This is a genomic window from Streptomyces sp. NPDC059695 (assembly GCF_042733785.1).
Classification (GTDB): domain Bacteria; phylum Actinomycetota; class Actinomycetes; order Streptomycetales; family Streptomycetaceae; genus Streptomyces.
Map to the genome: position 1 here is coordinate 39,942 of NZ_JBHWFF010000027.1, position 2,489 is coordinate 42,430.

General features: G+C 72.4%; 3 protein-coding genes. 2 read left to right on the plus strand and 1 reads right to left on the minus strand.

The annotated features are described in order from the left end of the window. Positions 1-117: 117 nt before the first annotated feature. Positions 118-942 carry a hypothetical protein gene (locus tag ACFV2S_RS28540; RefSeq protein WP_385564888.1) on the minus strand — a complete coding sequence of 275 codons (825 nt, stop codon included), beginning with the start codon at positions 940-942 and terminating at the stop codon, positions 118-120. Positions 943-1,239: 297 nt separating this feature from the next. Here ACFV2S_RS28540 and ACFV2S_RS28545 point away from each other — a divergent pair, with 297 nt between their 5' ends. After that, positions 1,240-1,647 (plus strand): hypothetical protein, encoded by a 408-nt coding sequence (locus ACFV2S_RS28545; RefSeq protein ID WP_385564891.1) that lies wholly within the window; start codon positions 1,240-1,242, stop codon positions 1,645-1,647. A 108-nt stretch (positions 1,648-1,755) separates the two neighbouring features. After that, the gene (locus ACFV2S_RS28550) at positions 1,756-2,367 is read left to right on the plus strand and encodes a phage tail protein (RefSeq protein ID WP_383791729.1); all 612 of its coding nucleotides are present in this window, start codon (positions 1,756-1,758) and stop codon (positions 2,365-2,367) included. The last annotated feature ends 122 nt before the right edge of the window (positions 2,368-2,489 follow it).

The window sequence follows — 2,489 nt, forward strand, 5'->3', positions numbered from 1 at the left end:
CGCGGGGGAGCGGCTGGCCCGCCGCCCCCCCCGCCCCCCATGACCCTCCGTCCCACCCCGGGACCACCCCCCCACAACCGCCCCGCGTCCGGTTCCCCCCGGACGCGGGGCGCTTCGTCATGCCGCCAGGAAGCGGCGGAGGGAGTCGGTCAGGGCGGCGGCGAAGCGCTCGCGCACCGGCTCGGGGACGCGGTCGAGGGAGAGGTAGGGGTTGAGGTCCTCCAGCTCGACGAGGAGCAGTTCGCCGCCGGGGGCGCGGCAGGCGTCGACGCGCTGGACGCCGTGGTCGAGGGTGTTCCAGTCGATGAAGCGGCGCGCGAAGGCGAGGTCGCCGGCGGTGGGTTCGTACGGCTCCAGGACCCAGCGGCGCTCCGGGTCGGGGGCGTACAGGGCGTACTGGAAGAGGTCGTCGACGAAGTAGAAGGACACCTCGTACCGGAAGTCGACGCGCGGCTGGACGAGGACCTCGCCGTAGGTGAGGCCGTCGAGCTCCTCGTACGGGACGAAGCGCAGCCCTATGGAGTCGGCGCCGGCCTTGGGCTTGACCGCGTAGCGCTCGGCCGCGGGGAGGCGGTGGAGGTCCTCGGGGCGGTCGGCGGTGGGGATGACGGGGAGGCCGGCGGCGGTGAGGTCGAGGAGGTACTGCTTGCCGGCCATGTCACCGCGGCCGTTCAGGGGGTTGTAGACGCGGGTGCCGCGGGCGAGGGCCTGCGCGCGGAAGTCCTCGTACTCCTTCTGGTAGCCGAGGACGGGGCCGCTGTTGCGGACGACGACGGCGTCGAAGGCGTCCATGAGGGCGGCGGCGTCGAGCGGGTGGCAGAGCGCCAGGTCGAAGGAGTCGCGGAGCCGGGCGGTGAGGCCGATGTCCTCGTCGCAGTAGCGGCGGCCCCGGGCCGGGTAGGCGAGGTCGGTCACGTAGAGCAGGCGGGGTCGGGGGGACACGGGGCGGCTCCTGGGTCGGTTCGGTGCCGCCAACCTACCGACCCCGGGCGGGGCCCCCGGGTGCGGCCGCCCCGTCGTGACGGGGGGCCGCGCCGGCGGAGATCGGATCCGGAGTCAGAACTAGTTGCGTGCGCGCACGCTCCCTGTCACAGTTGGTGCAGCGGCGGAGCTGCGCCCGCAGAGCGGGACGCGGCTCCGCCGTCCGCCGTCCGGGAGCGCTCCGCGCCCCCCCGCCCCTCCCCGCGTCGAGCGCCCCGGACGGGCCCGTCCCGCCCCCGTCTCCCGAGGAGAACCGTCATGACCACTCCCCCGAGTGCGTTCCCGGACGTCGAGAAGCTGGTCGTCGACGTCCTCAAGGCCGACCCCGCCCTGACCGGCGTCACCGTCGCCGCCCAGGCGCCGGCCGGCTTCGACGGGACGCAGAACGCCGTCCTGGTGAACCGCCGCGGCGGTGCCTGGATCGGCGACCTGCACGTCGACAAGCCGCTGATCGAGTTCGAGGTGTACGGGCCGACCAAGACCGCGGCCCACGTCCTCGCCAACGCCGCCCGGCGCGCCCTGCTCGCCACCATCGGCAAGCAGCTCGGCGCCACCTTCGTCAGCGACGTCGAGGAGCAGGACGGGCCGCGCTGGATGCCCGACTACCTCTACCGGGGCGCCAACCGCTACCTCTGCGTCATCCAGATCTCGCTGAACGTCTTCTAGACCCCCAGCGACCCACAGACCAGGCCTCGCCGTCCGGCGGGGCCTTTGCCGTACCCGGACCCCTTTGCCGGGCACGGCCGCCCTCATCACCCAAGGAGAAACACCACCATGGCTGGAAACAACTCCGCCGAGATCCGCGTCGCAGGCATCGGCAAGCTCTTCGTCGCCGACGCCGGCACCTCCCTCCCCGCCGCCTTCGGCGCGGACTCCGCCGCCGACTGGACCGGCGCGGGCTGGAAGGACCTCGGCTTCACCTCCGGCGACGGCGTCACCTTCTCGAAGAAGGACAAGCTGGAGGCCATCGACTCGTGGCAGTCGGTCTCCCCGGTCCACTACATCTACTCGAGCCGTGACCTGTCGCTGAAGTTCTCGCTGCTCCAGTTCAACGAGGACACGCTGCCGTTCTTCATGGGCGGCGACGCGGTGAAGGCCGAGCCGACCCCGGCGGTCGACACCTACCGGTACGAGATCGCCGAGCGTCCGTTCGCGGACGTCCGCGCCCTCGGCCTGGAGTTCACCGACGTCAAGGCCGGCGGCACGACCCCGGTGAAGTACCGCTTCATCATCCCGCGCGGCCAGGTCACCGCCACCGACGACATCAAGCTGGCCCGCAAGGCGGCCTCCCAGCTCGGTGTCACGTTCACCGCCATGTCGAAGGGCGACGGCAAGCCGCTGGCGACCTTCCTCATGAAGGACAGCCAGTACTCCGCGACCGTCTGATCCTTCTCCACCCGGGGCGGGGGGGGGGCCCCCCCCCCCCCCCCCCCCCCCCCCCCCCCACACACCCACACCACAGTGATAGCAAACCAAAGACCCGTTCTAGAGGAAAAGCACCCCCGCCC

What these genes read in the sequence shown, in the direction of transcription:
- ACFV2S_RS28545 (WP_385564891.1), top strand. Translation starts at nt 1,240, where the DNA reads ATGACCACTCCCCCGAGTGCGTTCCCGGACGTCGAGAAGCTGGTCGTC.
- ACFV2S_RS28550 (WP_383791729.1), top strand. Translation starts at nt 1,756, where the DNA reads ATGGCTGGAAACAACTCCGCCGAGATCCGCGTCGCAGGCATCGGCAAG.